The sequence below is a fragment of the Variovorax sp. PAMC 28711 genome, from assembly GCF_001577265.1.
Taxonomy (GTDB): domain Bacteria; phylum Pseudomonadota; class Gammaproteobacteria; order Burkholderiales; family Burkholderiaceae_C; genus Variovorax.
Window position 1 is genome coordinate 3,790,515 of the sequence record NZ_CP014517.1, and the last position, 16,836, is coordinate 3,807,350.

Consider the following 16,836-nt stretch of genomic DNA (forward strand, 5'->3'; position numbering starts at 1 on the left):
TCAGTTCGCCGCGTGCGGCGTCGGCTTCAGGTCGTCGTCGCTGTGCAGGTCGGCAGGTTGCCCGCGCAACTTGCGCACCGTGCGCCGGATCCAGTGCTCGATGTCGTCGATGTAGGTGAACACGGCGGGCACGACCAGGAGGCTCAGCACCGTCGACGTGATGAGGCCACCGATCACCGCGACCGCCATCGGCGAGCGGAAACTGGAATCGGCAGCGCCGAAGCCGACGGCGATCGGCAGCATGCCGGCGCCCATCGCGATGGTCGTCATGATGATCGGCCGGGCCCGCTTGTGGCAGGCGTCGCGCAATGCATCCCATCGGCTCATGCCATGGTGGCGGCGCGCGACGATGGCGTACTCGACCAGCAGGATCGAGTTCTTCGTCGCCACGCCCATCAGCATGATCAACCCGATGAGCGAGGGCATCGACAACGCCTTCTGCGCCACCAAAAGGCCGACGAAGGCACCGCCCAGCGCCAGCGGCAACGCGCAAAGAATCGTCACCGGATGCAGGAAGTCCTTGAACAGGAGCACCAGCACGATGTAGATGCACAGCACGCCGGTGAGCATCGCCAGGCCGAAACTCGCGAAGAGCTCGGTCATCACCTCGGCATCGCCCACTTCGGTCACGCGCACGCCGGGCGGCAGGTTGACGATGGAGGGCAGCTTCATCGCCGCTTCCTTCGCTTCGCCCAGGCCGGTGCCCGACAGCTCGATCTCGAAGTTCACGTTGCGCGAGCGGTCGTAGCGGTCGATCACTGCCGGCCCGCCCTCGACCGTGAGGTTGGCGACCTGGCCGAGCATCACCGGACCCTTGGCGCTCGGCACCGCGAGGCGTTCAAGCAGTGCGAGGTCCTGGCGCGCGGAGTCTTCCAGCTTCACCACGATCGGCACCTGCCGCTGCGCCAGGTTGAGCTTGGGCAGCGACACGTCGTAGTCGCCCAGGGTGGCGACGCGCAGGGTCTCGGCGATGGCCGCGCTCGTGACACCCATGTCGGCGGCGCGCGCGAAGTCGGGCCGCACCGAGATTTCCGGGCGGATCAGGCTGGCGGTCGAAGTGATGTTGCCGAGGCCGGGAATCGTGCGCAGATCGCGCTCGACGCTGCGCGCGGCGGTGGTCAACGCGACCGGGTCGTCGCCCGACAACGCCAGGATGTACTTCTCGCCCGAGCCGCCGAGACCGACCGTGCTGCGCACGCCCGGAAGGCTTTCGAGCGCGGCGCGAATGTTGTTTTCGATGACTTGCTTCCGCGGCCGATCGCCGCGCGGATCGAGCTTGATGGTGAGCGTGGCCTTGCGCGTTTCGGGCGTGCCGAAACTCGCGAACGGATCGCCGCCCGCACTGCCGCCCGCCACCGTCGTGTAGACGCTGCGTACATGCGGCACTTCCATCACGCGACGCCGCGTTTCTTCGGCAGTGGCGGTGGTCTGCGCCAGCGTGGCACCGGGTGCCAGCGAGATGTAGACCTGCGTCTGCGAGTTGTCGTCCGGCGGGATGAAGCCGGTCTTGAGCAGCGGAATCATCGCGAGCGAGCCGATGAAGAACAGCGTCGCCAGGACCATCGTCGTGAAGCGGTGCGTCATGCACCACGAGGCCATGCGCATGTAGACCTGCAGCCAGCGCGGCTCCTTCTCGGCACCGACCAGCGGCTTCAGGATGTAGGCCGCCATCATCGGCGTCAGGACTCGCGCCACCACCAGCGACGCGAACACCGCCAGCGAAGCGGTCCAGCCGAACTGCTTGAAGAACTTGCCCGCCACGCCGCTCATGAAGGCCGTCGGCAAAAAAACCGCGATGAGCGTGAAGGTGGTGGCGATCACCGCGAGGCCGATTTCGTCCGCCGCTTCCATCGCCGCCTCGTACGGGCTCTTGCCCATGCGCAGGTGGCGCACGATGTTCTCGACCTCCACGATCGCGTCGTCGACCAGGATGCCGACGACGAGGGACAGCGCCAGCAGTGAGATCACGTTGACCGAAAAGCCCAGAAAATGCATGCCGATGAACGCCGGGATCACCGACATCGGCAGCGCCACCGCGGTGACAAACGTGGCGCGCCAGTCGCGCAGGAAGAGCCACACCACCAGCACCGCGAGGATCGCGCCTTCGTACAGCAGGTGCAGCGAGCCGTCGTACTCCTCCTCAACCGGCGTCACGAAGTTAAAGGCCTCGGTCAGCTGGATGTCGGGATGGTCGGCACGCAGTTCTGCGAGCGCCTTCTGGATGCGGCCACCGACTTCGACTTCGCTCTCGCCGCGGCTGCGCGCCACCTCGAAGCCGACCACCGGCTTGCCATCGAGCAGCGCCGCGGAGCGCGGCTCGGCGATCGTGTCGCTGATGCGCGCGACCTGATCGAGCCGCACGCGGCGGCCATCGCTCAGGGCGATCTGCAGGGCATTGAGTTCGCCGGCCGACTGCACCGTGGCGAGCGTGCGCACCGGCTGCTCGCTGCCCGACAGGTCGAAGCGGCCGCCCGCGCTTTCTGTCTGCACCTGGCGCAGCTGGCGCGAGATGTCGGCCGCGCTGGCGCCCAGCGCCTGCAGCTTGGCGGGGTCGAGGTCCACGTGCACCTGGCGCGTGACGCCGCCCACGCGATTCACCGCGCCCACGCCCGAGAGCGCGAGCAACTTCTTGGTCACGTCGTTGTCGACGAACCAGCTGAGCGCCTCGGCGTCCAGCTGGGTCGAGGCGATGGTGAAGGCCAGCACCGGCTGGCCTGCCAGGTCGAGCTTGGTGACGACCGGGTCGCGCACGTCGGCGGGCAGGTCGGCCCGCACCCGCTGCACGGCGGAGCGCACGTCGTCGACCGCTTCCTGCACCGGCTTCTCGAGGCGGAATTCGACGATCAGCGTCGCCTGGCCATCCTGCACCTTGCTGGTGATGTGCTTCAGGCCCTGGATGGTGGCGATCGAGTTCTCGAGCTTGCGTGCGACGTCGGTTTCGAGCTGCGAGGGCGAGGCGCCGGGCAGTGCGGCCGAGACGGTGACGGTCGGCAGGTCGATGTCGGGAAAATTCTGCACCTTCATCGCGTTGAACGACAGCAGGCCGCCGAAGGTGAGCAGCACGAACAACATCACCGCCGGAATCGGGTTCCGGATGGACCAGGCGGAAACGTTCATGGCTTGGTTCCTTCAGGCGCCACGCGCACGAGGTCGCCGTCGTTCAAAAAGCCCGCGCCTTGCACCACCACCCGGGCGTCGGCGGGGAGCTTGGTCGTGATCTCGACGCGGTCACCGACGCGGCGGCCGGTCTCGATCTTGAGCTGGCTCACCCGGTTGTCGGGCTGCAGCAGCAAGAGGTAATTGAAGCCGTCGCGCGGCACGATGGACGCCTGCGGCACCGTCCACGCGCTGCTGCGGCCGAGCAGGAAATCGCCGCGCGCGAACATGCCGGCTTTGAGCCCGGTGTTCTGCAGCACGTTCGGCACATCGACATACACCAGCGCGTTGCGGGTCTGTGGATCGACCGTCGGCGCAATGCTGCGCACCTTGCCGTTCACCTGCGCGCCGCTCGCGCTCACCACCGACACCGGCGTGCCGACCGCGATGCGCGTGAGTTCGCCAGCCGTCACTTCGGCGCGCCACTCCAGCCGGCCCTGACGGATCAGCTTGAACATCTCGGTACCGGACGCGACCACGCCGCCGACCGTGGCGGTGCGCGCCGAGATCACGCCGTCATCGGGTGCCAGCACCTGCGTGTTGCGGCCGCGCACCTGCTGCACAGCAAGCGCTGCTTCGGCGGCCTCGACCTTGGCCTTCGCTGTTTGCGCAGAGGTCTGGTACTGGTTGATCTGCTGTTGGCTCAGTGCGCCGGTCTGCTCCAGCGTCTTGGCGCGGGTTGCGTTGCCAGCCGCATCGGCGGCGTTGGCCCGGGCTTCGGCCAGTGCGGCCTTCGCCTGCGCGACGTCGGCATTCACCGTCTCGGGTGCGAAGGTGGCGAGCACCTGGCCCTTCTTGACCACGTCGCCCACGTTGACGCGCACATCGGCCACGCGCAAACCGTTCGACTCCGATCCGACGCTGGCCTCCTGCCAGGCCGCGACGTTGCCGTTGGCCGCGAGCGAGAGCGTGAGCTCGCTGGTTTCCGGCTTGGCGACGGTGACGGTGAGCGACGCCTTCGGTGCGGCCACGGCCTTGCCGTCCTTGCCTTTGGTGCCGTCGGCCGGCTTGCCGCGCAACACGAAGAACGCCGCGCCGGCGAGCACCAGCGCGGCCAGCAACACGATGACGAGGGTGGAACGTTTCATGGTTTTCATGGCGTGGTCGCTGCAGCAGCGGCAGTGGAGGCAGAGGGAGAAACAGTGGCGGTGGCGTTGTCGGGTCGCGTCCAGCCGCCGCCCATGGCGCGGTAGAGCGAGACCCACGCTTCGGTGCGTTCGCGGGCCAGCGACACGCGCGAGGTTTGCGCCGCGAACAGCGAGCGGCGCGAGTCTTCGAGCTCGAACAGGCTGGCCAGGCCGCTGTCGTAGCGCGCCTGCGTGGCGTTGAACGAAGTCTGGTAGTTCTGCACCGCGATGTCGGCATCGCCGGTGCGGGCCGCGGTGGCGTCGAGGTTGACCAGCGCCTCCTCGACCTCGCGCACCGCCGTGCGCACGTTGGCGCGGTAGAGCGACACCGCCTCGGTGTAGCGCGCCTTGGCCGCGTCGACGTTCGCGACGCGCGCGCCGCCGTCGAGCAGCGGCACGGTCAGCGTGATCGGGCCGACGCTCCAGCTGTTGAAGGCCTCGCGGAAGCCGCTGCCGCGAATCTGCAGGCGGCTGATGTTCCCCGAGAGCGTGAGCTTGGGATAGCGCTCGGCCTCGGCCGAACCGACGTCGGCACTTGCCGCTGCCACCGCGCGCTCCGACGCGTACACATCGGGCCGTTGCACCAGCAACTGCGCCGGCACGCTCGCAACCGACCCGAGTGCCGGCAATGGACGTTGCTCAGGCGCAGCGGCTATTTTTTGCGCGAGTGCCTTCTCGTCGAGGCCCGTGAGCGCGACCAGCGCCTTGCGCTGCACCGCACAGGTTGCGCGCTGTTGCGTGAGCCGCGCGGAGCTGTCGGCCGCACTCGCTCGTGCGAGCGCCGCGTCGGCCGGCGCGGTGAAGCCCGCGCGCGCCGAGAGGTCGGTGAGCCGCGCGGTCTCGCTGCGCGAACGCGTGTCGGAGATGGCCACCGCCAACTGCTGCGCGCACGCGCGCTCTGCGAAATAGGCGTTGGCCGCTTCGGCCGCCACCGCCACGCGTGCTTCGTGCCATTTGGCATCGGCGTTGTCCAGGCGCTCGGTCGCGGCGTCGCGGTCGGCACGCAGGCGGCCGAACAGGTCGACCTCCCAGCGCGATTGCAGGCCGGCCGAGAGCGTCGTGAGCGGCACCGTCGATGCCGGGCTGGACGACGACGAGGCACCGGCGCTGCCGGTCGCGCCCGAGGCGCCGAAGGACGACGAGTTGCCGCGCGAGGCCGAGAGGCTGCCGTCCAGGCTTGGCAGCAACGCGGCGCCGGCCTGCACGCGGGTGGCCCGCGCCTCGCTCACCCGCGCCGCGGCGCTCGCGAGGGTCGGGCTCTGCGCCTCGGCCGCCTCGATCAGCTCGACCAGCAACGGGTCGTCCAGCTGGCGCCACCAGTCGGCCAGCGCGAGGGTCGAGCCGCCGTGCGGCAGCGGGGCGTTCCACTGCGCGGGGGCGCGGCTCTCGACTTGCGGCGGCGGGCGCGTCACGCACGCCGCCAGCGCCAAGGGCAGGCAACAAAGCACGCCGATGCGTTGCAGTCTTCTCATTTCTCTTGCTTCCTTGATGACTTGCGGCGGCGGGCCGCTTCGGCAGCGACCAGCGCGAGACCGTACGCGACAAGCCGGTCGGCCCATGCATCGATTTGCGCGGTCGAGCCGAGCAGTTGGGGCTGCAGCGCGTCCACGATGTCCTGCATCACGAAGAGCTGGATCGCGAGCCCGGTGACCGAGAAGGTGAGGCGATGGATGTCGTCGTCGAATCGCTTCACTTCGAGGTGCCGACACAGCACGCTGGCCAGTGCCTCGTGCGGCGCCTGGATGTCCTTCTCCATCGCGTGCTTCCACTCGCTGGTCGGGTCGATCAGTTCGCGCATGTGCAGCCGCATGCATTGCCGCGCGATGTCGCCTTGCTTCAGCCCGTCGAGGTAGCCCACCATGAAGATGCGCAGCGCCGCCTCGAGCGGGAGGCCGGGCGCCGTGAACTGCGCGATCAGTTCCTGCGGATCGCCGCCGAAAGGCTCGGTGAAGGTCGCTGCATAGAGCCCGGCCTTGTCGCCGAAGTAATAGCTGATCGCCGCGATGTTGGCCCCCGCCGCCTTGGCGATCTCCCGCGTGGAGGTTTTGGCGTAGCCCTTGGCGGCGAAGAGGGCGAGCGCGGCGTAGAGAAGGCGCGAGCGGGCTTCGATGCCGTCGCTGCGCGAGACGCGCACTGTCGCGTCGGGGAGGATGGAAGTGCTCATAGAGCGTGATTAAACCACTAGATCAATCGATTGATTGATCTATCCGCTAGAGACCCTTTTGGATCCGGATCGGGCAGGCGCCCACTCAGGCGGTGAGCGGTGCTCCTGTGCGGCGGGCGGTAGTCAGCGGAGTGCCCTTTGCAAAAGACATCATGGCAAGGAAGATGGCCAGCCAGATCGCTGCAGCCGCCCACCAGACCATATCGCCGCTGATCAGTGCCTGGCCGATCAGGCCGCCCTGGATGCAATAGAAGGCCATCGGGATCAGGGTCTTGCGGATGATCTCGCCCTCGCGATTCATCATTCCGACCACCGCGCCGGCGGCCACCACGTTGTGAACGCAGATCATGTTGCCGGCTGCCCCGCCGATCGCCTGCAACGCCACGACGATGGCCGAGCCGTTGACGCCGAGCCCGATCTGCTGAGCCGTGGAAAACTGGAAGTACGAGAACATCATGTTGCTGACGGTGTTGGACCCGGCGATGAACGCGCCGAGCGAACCGACCCACGGCGACACGTTAGGCCACGCTTGTCCGGCCAGCGCGGCCGCGCCCTCGGCCAGAGCCATCGGCATGCTCACCAAGCTGCCATCGGCGGACGTCGAATTGATGAACACCTGGACCATGGGCACCGCCAGCAGCAGCGCTGGTGCGGCATCGAGCATCGTGCGGGCCGAGTCCTTGATGCCGCGCACATACTGCTGCCCGCTCATGCGGAACAGGGCGATACACAGCAGCGACACCAGAATCAGGATGAAGCCCGGCGAGTACAGGAATTGCGCCGAGGCGGAGATGGGGGTGTCGAACAGATTTGCAAAGCGCAGCGTCGTATCGGGACCGGTCAGGAATGCTTTCACCGGCGCCACGGTCCGCGTGATGATCAGCAGCAGCACGACCAGCGCGTAGGGGGAGAACGCGCGCAGAACCGAAAAGCGCGCGGGCATTTTCTCGTCGTGCGCTTCGACCGTTCCGAGCCAACTAGGAAGCCAGCGTTCCCGCGGTGGGAAGTCGAAGGTCTCCTTCGGCACGAACCATCCGCGTCGCGCGGCGGGTACGACGATCAGCAGCCCGATCATTGCGCCCACCATGGATGGGAATTCAGGGCCGAGGAGCCGTGCGATCAGGTAATAGGGCACGGTAAAAGCGACGCCGGCGAAGAGGGCAAATTTCCAGGCCTTCAGTCCTTCGGTGAACGACTGGCGCTCGCCGAAGAAGCGCGTCAGCAAGCCGCACAGGATCAGTGGAATCACGAAGCCGGTCAGCGCATGAAGCAGCGCGACGTTCTCCACGATCTGCTGGAGATAGTCCATCGGTTGCATGGGCGCAATGGCTGCAGCCACGTCGGCCTTGTTGTCCACGCCTGCACGAACACCCACCAGCATCGGCGTACCCACGGCACCGAAGGAGACCGGGGTGGACTGGATCACCAACACCGACATCACCGCCGCCATGGCCGGAAACCCCAGTGCCAGTAGCAGCGGTGCACCCACGGCCGAAGGCGTGCCGAAACCGGAAGAACCTTCGATCAGCGAGCCGAACAGCCAGGCCACGATCACCACCTGCACGCGCCGGTCAGGCGATACGTCGATGAAGCCCTGTCGTATCGACGCGATCGCGCCGCTCTCCTTCAGCGTGTTCAGCAAGACGATTGCGCCGAACACGATGAAGAGCAAGGTGATCGCGGTCAGCAGACCATTGACGGTCGCCGCCGCGACGACCGCGCCACTTGCCTGCCAGACGAACAGCGCCATCAACGCCGTGATCGCATAGGCGGCGCCCATCGAAAGACGGGCAGAGCGGCCAAGCACGACCATGAGCAGAAAGACGACGACGATGGGCCCGAGGGCCAGAAGACTGTAGACGGGACTCATGCAAGAACCTTGGTGAACGTCGAAGGGTGCGTCCCGTGCGAGGCGCTTGTGACAAAGATATTAAGCGGGCTCCCTGTTCCGCTGGATGCGCTTATCGCCCTGCAGCATCGCGGTTTTTCTTGCGCTTTCAGGGCATGCGCGGTAGCGCGGGGTACAGATTGAGCGCGGTCTCTCCCACCACTGTCTTTCCGGCCCCAGCCGGAACACCGCGAAGTGAAGGTGGGGTGCGTTCGGCGCGTCGTAGGACGCGAGCTGGCCCGCGGGGAGGTTCTTCACTTCGTTGGTGATCTTCATCGTGCCGAGCGGCAGCGCATCGGAACCTTCCACGCGGCGGCAGCCTGCCGGTCGTCGCGGCGCCATTGGCCTTCTGGAAGGCCCGCACCACGCGATTGCGACCCCCGCTGCATCTGGTCTGCGACGGGCCAGCGGTGTGCGACGCGACGAGGTTGCAGCACGACAGCCCGAAAGTGACTACTTAAGTCCACGCCTCTTCAAATAAGGGGGCATGCCCGTCCATTGACTACACCCGCGACCCCGGTTCCGGCTCAGACTGCCACGTTGTATCAACGAGAAGTCGCTATGGAATCCCCTGATCTGGGAGCAGTTCAAAAGGCATTGGCACTGGTCAAGAACGCGATGAGCGAGCGGTCGCACGCCACGGCCGCCGTGCCCTATTTCGCACCCACCGAGATCGGTGTCCTGCCGCCCTCGATGCAGGAAGCTGAGCTCCGCAACGCAGAAGAAATTGCGTATGGCAACCGCGTGCGTGCGGGCGTGCATGCGGCCCTGGCGTCGGCCGCAGCGTCGTTGCGCGTGTGCGAGGCGCTCATGAAAGACCTGTCGCAAATGGAGTACCCCGAGCGCTTGAGGGAGTCGCAGCGTTGCGCGAACGAGGCGCAGTCTTCGGCCCGGCTGGCCGAGCATTCGGCCGCCATTCTCGAGGGTCGCGAATTGCCCAAGGTCGATGCCAAGACCGAGATCAGAAAGCTGACCGCTGCGGTCTACGAACGCTTCGGCCAGCTGACGCGCAAGAACCCGTAGCCCGCCCGGCCTCAGCGGGCTGCGCGCTACGATCCGCGCCATGCCCCCTGCGCTCCCTCTCGACCCTGACGGCATCCTCGCGCTTGCTGCGCGATCGATGTTCCACCTGTTCTCCAGCATCAGCCAGGGCATGTTCCTGGTCGATCGGAGCGGGCGCATCGTGTGGGTCAACGAAGGCTACAAGCGCTTCCTGCCGGCACTCGGGTTTTCGTCGGTCGACCAGTTCCTCGGCCGCATGGTCGAAGACGTGATCCCGAACACGCAGATGCGGCAGGTGCTCGAAACGGGCCAGCCCATCCTCATCGACCTGCTGACCAACAAGGCCGGCACGTTCGTGGTGAGCCGAATCCCGCTGCACGAAGAGCGCGAAGGCGATGCCGGCTACGTGCTGGGCGACGTGATCGGTGCCATCGGCATCGTGCTGTTCGACCAGCCCGAGACCACGCTGCAACCGCTCATCAGCAAATTCGCGCTGCTGCAGCGCGACCTCGACGATGCGCGGCGCGAGCTGGCGAGCCAACGCAACAACCCGCTGTACCAGCAGACCGTCGACGGGCAGCGGCGCTCCAAATACACCTTCGCCAGTTTCATCGGCAGCAGCCCGGCGGCGGTCGAAGTGAAGCGCCACGCGCGGCGTGCGGCGCAGTCGTCGAGCCCGGTGCTGTTGCTGGGCGAAACCGGCACCGGCAAGGAGCTGCTCGCGCACGCGATCCATGCGGCATCGGCACGGGCCCGGGGCCAGTTCGTGAGCGTCAACATCGCGGCGGTGCCCGACACGCTGCTCGAGTCGGAGTTCTTCGGCTTCGCACCCGGCGCCTTCACCGGCGCCGACCGCAAGGGGCGCGACGGCAAGTTCAAGCTGGCCGACGGCGGCACCTTGTTCCTCGACGAGATCGGCGACATGCCGCTCGGCCTGCAGGCCAAGCTGCTGCGTGCGCTGCAGGAAGGCGAGATCGAGCCGCTGGGCTCCAACAAGCTCGTGCCCTTCGATGCGCGAGTGATCGCCGCGACCTCACGCGATCTGCCCGAGCTGGTGCGCAAGGGGCTGTTTCGCGAAGATCTTTACTACCGCCTCAATGTGCTGCCGCTGCGCGTGCCGCCGCTGCGGGAGCGTCGCAGCGACATTCCGGCGCTGGTCGAGGCACTCGGCGAAGACATCGCACTGCGCAGCAATGGCGAGGCGCCACCGGAACTCATGCCCGACGCGCTGGCGCTGCTCGCGGGCCAGCACTGGCGCGGCAACATTCGCGAGCTGCGCAACGTGCTCGAACAGATGGGCATGCGCAGCGATCTGCAGCGTATCGACGCGACGGAAATGAAGCGCGTGCTGGCCGAGACCGGCCTCGAAAAGATCGCGCTGCCCGATGCGTCGGCAACCGCCGTGCAGGCCGACGACGAGGCCGCGCTGCTGCGCCCGCTGGCGGCCCAGATCGCCGAACTGGAGCAGCGCGCCATCGACGCCGCGATGGCGTCGACCGGCGGCAACAAGCTGGCGGCCTCGCGCCTGCTCGGGATTTCGCGCGCGACGCTGTACGACCGCATGGCCGGCGATGGAATGCGAAGCGCTGGAAAACCCTGAATAAATCCCAGACAGTTGTCTGAATTGCAGGCAATTTGGTTGTCTGCGCGTTGTGCATCTCGCGGTGCGCAAGAGGCGAATTCCAGTGAATGGACGCGTTTCCCGGGTTGGCATGACCTGTGCAATATTCAGCCATTCCAACCAGGAGACACACCATGATCCGTCGTCATCTCATCGCCGCCGCCGCGCTGGCCACCATTGCCGCATCGGGCACTGCGCTTGCGCAGTCCAACGAAATCCGCATCGCCCACATCTACAGCAAGACCGGCCCGCTCGAGGCCTACGGCAAGCAGACCGCGGTCGGCCTGCAGATGGGCCTGGAGTACGCCACGGGCGGCACGATGATGGTCAACGGCAAGAAAATCGTCCTGATCGAAAAAGACGACCAGGGCAAGCCGGACCTGGGCAAGTCGCTGCTCGCCGCCGCGTACTCCGATGACAAGGCCGCGCTGGCCATCGGCCCGACGTCGTCAGGCGTGGCGCTGGCCATGCTGCCGGTCGCCGAGGAATACAAGAAGATCCTGATCGTCGAGCCCGCCGTGGCCGATTCGATCACCGGCGACAAGTGGAACAAGTACATCTTCCGCACCGGCCGCAACAGCTCGCAGGACGCGATCTCCAACGCGGTGGCGGTCGACAAGGCGGGCGTCACGCTCGCCACGCTCGCGCAGGACAACGCTTTCGGCCGTGACGGCGTGAAGGCCTTTGCCGGCGCCATCAAGAAGGCGAAGCTGGTGCACGAGGAATACCTGCCGCCGGCGACCACCGACTTCACGGCCGGCGCACAGCGCCTGATCGACAAGCTGAAAGACGTGCCGGGCCGCAAGATCATCTGGATCGTCTGGGCCGGCGCGGGCAACCCGTTCAAGATCGTCGATCTCGACCTCAAGCGCTACAACATCGAGATCGCTACCGGCGGCAACATCCTGCCGGCCATGGCCGCCTACAAGAATCTGCCGGGCATGGAAGGCGCGGCGTATTACTACTTCGGCATCCCGAAGAACCCGGTGAACGAGGCGATGGTCGCGCAGCACTACAAGCAGTTCAAGACGCCGCCAGACTTCTTCACCGCGGGTGGTTTCTCGGCCGCGATGGCCGCCGTCACCGCGCTCAAGAAGACCAACGGCGACGCCAGCGCCAACAAGCTGATCGCCGCGATGGAAGGCATGAGCTTCGACACGCCCAAGGGCAAGATGACCTTCCGCAAGGAAGACCATCAGGCCATGCAGTCGATGTACCACTTCAAGATCAAGAACGACCCGGCGTTCGCCTGGGGCGTGCCCGAGCTGGTCCACGAGATCAAGCCGGAAGAGATGGACATCCCTATCAAAAACAAGCGCTAGTCCTGGGCTCCCCCCCAGTCTCCGCGCACTTCGTGTCGCTTCGCCAACCCCCTTCCGGGGGCAACACCTGCGGCCCGGCACAGCCGGTTCCGCGGTGTTCCACGAACGGGCCTCGCTTCGCTTGCCTCCATGCTTGAAACCCAAAATCTAACCATCCGTTTCGGCGGTCACGTCGCGGTCAACGATGTCTCGTGCAGCTTTGCACCGGGCACTTTGACTGCCATCGTCGGCCCGAACGGCGCGGGTAAAACGACCTACTTCAACCTGATCTCGGGCCAGCTCAAGGCGAGCGCCGGGACGGTGTCGCTCGACGGGCAATCGCTGTCGGGCTTGTCGCCGTCGGCGCGCACGCACGCGGGGCTGGGCCGGGCGTTCCAGCTCACGAACCTTTTCCCGAATCTCACGGTGCTGGAGAACGTGCGCCTCGCGGTGCAGGCCACGCGCGCGGGCGCGCACCGCCACGGCCTCAACCTGTGGAGCATCTGGAGCGACCACAAGGCGTTAACCGCGCGCGCTGATGAGCTGCTCGCGCAGGTCAACCTGAAGGCCAAGGAGCACGCCACCGTGGCGAGCCTGCCGCACGGCGACCAGCGCAAGCTCGAAGTCGCGTTGCTGATGGCCTTGGAGCCGAAGGTCTTCATGTTCGACGAGCCGACCGCGGGCATGAACGCGGCGGAAGCGCCGGTCATCCTCGACCTGATCCGGCAACTGAAGCAGGACAAGACCAAGACCATCCTCCTGGTCGAACACAAGATGGACGTCGTGCGCGAGCTGGCCGACCGCATCATCGTGCTGCACAACGGGCAGCTGGTGGCCGATGGCGAGCCGGCGGAAGTCATCGCCTCGCCGGTGGTGCAGGAAGCCTACCTGGGCGTGACGAAGGAGGCCGCATGAGCACCGCCAACCTGCTGATGCTCGAGGCCGTGCAAACGCACATCGGCGCGTACCACATCCTCCACGGCGTCGACCTCGCCGTGCCCAAAGGCCAGCTCACGATGCTGCTGGGCCGCAACGGGGCGGGCAAGACGACCACGCTGCGCACGGTGATGGGCCTGTGGCATGCCTCGCAAGGGCGCGTGCGCTTCGGTGACCGCGACATCACGGCCCTGCGCACGCCCGACATCGCCGCACTCGGCATCGCCTACGTGCCCGAGAACATGGGCATCTTCAGCGACCTCACGGTCAAGGAGAACATGCTGCTGGCCGCGCGCGGCGCGAAGAACGCGGAGGCGATGGACGACACCCGCCTGAAGTGGATCTTCAAGCTCTTCCCTGCGGTCGAGAAGTTCTGGAACCACCCGGCCGGCAAGCTGTCGGGCGGGCAGAAACAGATGCTGGCGGTGGCACGCGCCATCGTCGAGCCGCGCGAGCTGCTGATCGTCGACGAGCCCAGCAAGGGCCTGGCGCCCGCGATCATCAACAACCTGATCGATGCGTTCGGCGAGCTCAAGCGCCAAGGCGTGACGATCCTGCTGGTCGAACAGAACATCCACTTCGCGCAGCGCCTGGGCGACCACGTGGCGGTGATGGACAACGGCCGCGTCGTGCACGCCGGCACCATGGCCGCGTTCTCGGCCGACGAACAACTGCAGCAATCGCTGCTGGGGCTGGCACTGTGAAATTCGATCTGGACTGGAAGCCACTGTTGCTGGCGCCGATGGTCGCGCTGGTCGCGCTGCCGCTCACGGGTTCGTTCTCGACCTGGCTCACGCTCACCGTGGCGGGTCTGGCGATGGGCATGATCATCTTCATCATCGCCTCGGGCCTCACGCTGATCTTCGGTCTGATGGACGTGCTCAATTTCGGCCACGGCGTGTTCATCGCGCTCGGCGCGTTCGTGGCGAGCAGCGTGCTCGGCCTGATGGGCGACTGGACGGGCTCCGGCGAGCTCTGGCGCAACCTCGTCGCGGTGTTCCCGGCCATGCTGGTGGCGATGCTCGTCGCCGGCGCGGTGGGCCTCGCGTTCGAGCGCTTCATCGTGCGGCCGGTGTACGGCCAGCACCTGAAGCAGATTCTCATCACGATGGGCGGAATGATCATCGGCGAGGAGCTGATCAAGGTGATCTGGGGTCCGGCGCAGATTCCACTGCCGCTGCCCGAGGCCTTGCGCGGGTCGGTGTTCCTGGCCGATGCGGCCATCAGCAAATACCGCTTGCTCGCGGTGGCCGTCGGCGTCGTCGTGTTCGGGCTGCTGGCCTGGACGCTGGGCCGGACCAAGATCGGCCTCTTGATCCGCGCCGGCGTGCAGGACCGCGAGATGGTCGAGTCGCTCGGCTATCGGATCGGCCAGCTCTTCGTCGGCGTGTTCGTCGTCGGTAGCGCGCTGGCGGGGCTGGGCGGCGTGATGTGGGGGCTGTTCCAGCAGAACCTGGTTCCGCAGATGGGCGCGCAGGTCAACACGCTGATCTTCATCGTCATCATCATCGGCGGGCTGGGCTCGACGGGCGGGGCACTCATTGGCGCGCTGCTGGTCGGGCTGATGACCAACTACGTCGGCTTCCTGGTGCCAACGCTCACGCAGTTCGCGAGCATTTTCCTGATGGTGGCGATCTTGCTGTGGCGGCCGCAGGGCGTCTATCCCGTGGCGAGCAGCCGGTGAAAAGAGCGACGTCATGTTCCTGAAACGCCTTTTCTCCAACGACATGCCGCGCAGCCGTTGGCTCGCGCTGATCCTCATCGCGCTGTTCTTCGCGCTGGCCTTCGCGCCTTTCCTGTTTCCGGGCGTCAAGGCGCTGAGCGTCGCGGCCAAAGTCCTCGTTTTCATCGTGCTGGTCGCGAGCTTCGACTTGCTGCTGGGCTACACCGGCATCGTGAGCTTCGCCCACACGATGTTCTTCGGCATCGGCGCGTATGGCATCGCGATCTCGGCCTCGCGCCTCGGCGCGGGGTGGGACGCGCTGCTTATTGGCCTCGGCGCATCGCTCGTGGTCTCGCTGTTGCTCGCACTCGCCATCGGCCTCTTTTCGCTGCGGGTGCGCGCGATCTTCTTTGCGATGATCACACTGGCGGTGGCGTCGGCGTTCCAGACGCTGGCGTCGCAACTTTCCGAGTTCACCGGCGGGGAAGACGGTCTGACCTTCAAGCTGCCCGAACTGATCTCGCCGAGCTTCGAGTTCGCGCAAGCGCCATTCCTCGGCGTGTCGCTCGACGGGCGGCTGCTCTGCTATTACCTGCTGTTCGTCGCCACGGTGGTGCTGGTGCTGGCGCTGCTGCGCATCGTGAACTCTCCCTTCGGCCGTGTGTTGCAGGCGATCCGCGAGAACGAGTTCCGCGCCGAGGCGATCGGCTATCGCGTGGTGGTCTATCGCACCACGGCCGCGGTGCTGTCGGCGCTGTTCGCGACGTTGGCCGGCGCGATGCTCGCGATTTGGCTGCGCTACAACGGGCCGGACACCTCGCTCAGCTTCGAGATCATGGTCGACGTGCTGCTCATCGTCGTGATCGGCGGCATGGGCACGATCTACGGTGCGGTCATCGGCGCGGCGCTGTTCGTCGTCGCGCAGAGCTACCTGCAGGACCTGCTCAAGCTGGCGAGTGATGCCTCGAGCGGCTTGCCCTGGCTCGCCGCGCTGCTGTCGCCCGACCGCTGGCTGCTGTGGCTCGGCGTGCTGTTCGTGCTGTCGGTCTATTACTTCCCGACGGGCATCGTCGGCAAATTGCGCACGAGGGCATTGAAATGAACCTGTCGACATCGAACTACGCCACGTTCGCAGGTCGCGAAATCCACTGGATGGACTGGGGTCCGAAAGACGGCCCGGTCATCGTGGCGTGGCACGGCCTGGCGCGCACGGGCCGCGACATGGACGAGCTCGCGGTGCATTTCGCGGGCAAGGGGTTCCGCGTGCTGTGCCCCGACACCATCGGCCGCGGCCTGAGCCAGTGGAGCCCGCTGCCGGACGACGAGTACCAGCTCTCGTTCTATGCGCGAATCGCGGCCGACTTTTGCGACGCGCTGGCGCTCGATCGCGTGCATTGGGTCGGCACGTCGATGGGCGGGGCGATTGGCATGGTGTGCGCCTCGGGCCTGTTCGAGCCGCGCATGAAGCAGCGCATCGTGAGCCTCGTGCTGAACGACACCGCCCCGCAAGTGGCCGACGCGGCGATCGCACGCATTCGCGGTTATGCGGGGAGCCCGCCGGCGTTCCACACGGTCGCCGAACTCGAGAACTTCTTTCGCACGGTCTACAAGCCGTACGGCTGGCTGAGCGATGCGCAGTGGCGGCGGCTCACCGAAACGTCGACGCGCCGATTGCCCGACGGCAAGATCACGCCGCACTACGACCCACTCATGGTCCGGCAGTTCAGCGCACACGACAACGACTATCTGATCTGGCCGCACTACGACGCGATCGAGGTGCCGGTGCTGAGCCTGCGCGGCGTCGATTCCGATCTGGTGCTGCCGGCCGTCATCGACGAAATGCGCGGTCGCGGCCCCGGCGCGGCGGGCGCGTTGCAGACGATCGAAGTGGCGGGCTGCGGGCACGCGCCCGCGTTGAACGTGTCGGCGCATCTGGAACCGATCGAGGCCTTCATCCGTGCAGCCGGCGTGTGAAGGC

General features: G+C 66.5%; 14 protein-coding genes. 8 read left to right on the forward strand and 6 right to left on the reverse strand.

The features are described 5' to 3' along the window. The 6 genes from AX767_RS18270 to AX767_RS18295 form a co-directional block, all read right to left on the reverse strand. Entirely contained in the window at positions 1–3,117 is a 3,117-nt protein-coding gene (locus AX767_RS18270) for an efflux RND transporter permease subunit (RefSeq protein ID WP_068632621.1), read from the reverse strand. Then, positions 3,114–4,253 (reverse strand): efflux RND transporter periplasmic adaptor subunit, encoded by a 1,140-nt coding sequence (locus tag AX767_RS18275; protein ID WP_068632622.1) that lies wholly within the window; start codon positions 4,251–4,253, stop codon positions 3,114–3,116. The genes AX767_RS18270 and AX767_RS18275 overlap by 4 nt, the downstream gene beginning before the upstream one ends. Further along, positions 4,250–5,755, reverse strand: coding sequence for an efflux transporter outer membrane subunit (locus tag AX767_RS18280; RefSeq protein WP_068632623.1), 1,506 nt, complete (start codon positions 5,753–5,755; stop codon positions 4,250–4,252). Before AX767_RS18280 ends, AX767_RS18275 begins: the two co-directional genes overlap by 4 nt. Beyond that, complete coding sequence (locus AX767_RS18285; RefSeq protein ID WP_068632624.1) at positions 5,752–6,447, reverse strand: CerR family C-terminal domain-containing protein; 696 nt, start codon at positions 6,445–6,447, stop codon at positions 5,752–5,754. The genes AX767_RS18280 and AX767_RS18285 overlap by 4 nt, the downstream gene beginning before the upstream one ends. Positions 6,448–6,532: 85 nt before the next feature. Continuing rightward, positions 6,533–8,317, reverse strand: coding sequence for an L-lactate permease (locus tag AX767_RS18290; protein ID WP_068632625.1), 1,785 nt, complete (start codon positions 8,315–8,317; stop codon positions 6,533–6,535). A gap of 60 nt (positions 8,318–8,377) precedes the next feature. Beyond that, on the reverse strand, positions 8,378–8,644 hold the full coding sequence (locus AX767_RS18295; RefSeq protein WP_156481083.1) for a hypothetical protein: 267 nt from the start codon (positions 8,642–8,644) through the stop codon (positions 8,378–8,380). Positions 8,645–8,896: 252 nt separating this feature from the next. On the opposite strand from AX767_RS18295, the gene AX767_RS18300 reads away from it, so the two are divergent. From AX767_RS18300 to AX767_RS18335, 8 genes are all read left to right on the forward strand, one after another. Beyond that, positions 8,897–9,358, forward strand: a complete 462-nt coding sequence (locus AX767_RS18300) for a hypothetical protein (protein WP_156481084.1) — start codon at positions 8,897–8,899, stop codon at positions 9,356–9,358. Between the two features lie 40 nt (positions 9,359–9,398). Then, on the forward strand, positions 9,399–10,937 hold the full coding sequence (locus AX767_RS18305; RefSeq protein WP_082755073.1) for a sigma-54 interaction domain-containing protein: 1,539 nt from the start codon (positions 9,399–9,401) through the stop codon (positions 10,935–10,937). Between the two features lie 155 nt (positions 10,938–11,092). Next, the gene (locus AX767_RS18310; RefSeq protein ID WP_068632629.1) at positions 11,093–12,280 is read left to right on the forward strand and encodes a substrate-binding domain-containing protein; all 1,188 of its coding nucleotides are present in this window, start codon (positions 11,093–11,095) and stop codon (positions 12,278–12,280) included. 129 nt (positions 12,281–12,409) lie between these two features. After that, entirely contained in the window at positions 12,410–13,174 is a 765-nt protein-coding gene (locus tag AX767_RS18315) for an ABC transporter ATP-binding protein (RefSeq protein ID WP_068632630.1), read from the forward strand. Then, positions 13,171–13,899: an ABC transporter ATP-binding protein gene (locus AX767_RS18320; RefSeq protein ID WP_068632631.1), complete on the forward strand. Its 729-nt coding sequence runs from the start codon at positions 13,171–13,173 to the stop codon at positions 13,897–13,899. Before AX767_RS18315 ends, AX767_RS18320 begins: the two co-directional genes overlap by 4 nt. 38 nt (positions 13,900–13,937) lie before the next feature. Continuing rightward, positions 13,938–14,879: a branched-chain amino acid ABC transporter permease gene (locus AX767_RS18325; RefSeq protein WP_068633866.1), complete on the forward strand. Its 942-nt coding sequence runs from the start codon at positions 13,938–13,940 to the stop codon at positions 14,877–14,879. A gap of 13 nt (positions 14,880–14,892) precedes the next feature. After that, the gene (locus tag AX767_RS18330) at positions 14,893–15,960 is read left to right on the forward strand and encodes a branched-chain amino acid ABC transporter permease (protein ID WP_068632632.1); all 1,068 of its coding nucleotides are present in this window, start codon (positions 14,893–14,895) and stop codon (positions 15,958–15,960) included. Continuing rightward, positions 15,957–16,832 carry an alpha/beta fold hydrolase gene (locus AX767_RS18335; protein ID WP_068632633.1) on the forward strand — a complete coding sequence of 292 codons (876 nt, stop codon included), beginning with the start codon at positions 15,957–15,959 and terminating at the stop codon, positions 16,830–16,832. Before AX767_RS18330 ends, AX767_RS18335 begins: the two co-directional genes overlap by 4 nt. Positions 16,833–16,836 lie beyond the last annotated feature (4 nt).